Here is a 344-nt window from a genome sequence, read left to right as displayed (position 1 = left end):
AGAAAAAAGAGCTGGCAGCCAAAATGAGTCTGGATAGTGGCCGAATCGGGACAGAAAAAAGAGCTGGTAGTGAAAATGAGTCTCGAAAGTAGGAGAATCGGGACAGAAAAAAAGTGAGCAGTGAAAATGAGTCTCGATAGTAGCAGAATCGGGACAGAAAAAAGAGCTGGCAGTGAAAATGAGTCTCGATAGCAGGAGAATCGGGACAGAAAGAAGAGTGAGCAATGAGTATGAGTCTCGATAGTGGCCGAATCGGGACAGAAAGAAGAGCAGGTAGTGAAAATGAGTCTCGATAGTAGGAGAATCGGGACAGAAAGAAGAGTGAGCAATGAGTATGTGTCTCG

This window comes from Metabacillus sp. YM-086 (genome assembly GCF_048059995.1).
In the GTDB taxonomy this organism is placed as follows: Bacteria; Bacillota; Bacilli; order Bacillales; family Bacillaceae; genus Metabacillus; species Metabacillus litoralis_B.
Note: the sequence above shows the minus strand (reverse complement) of the source record.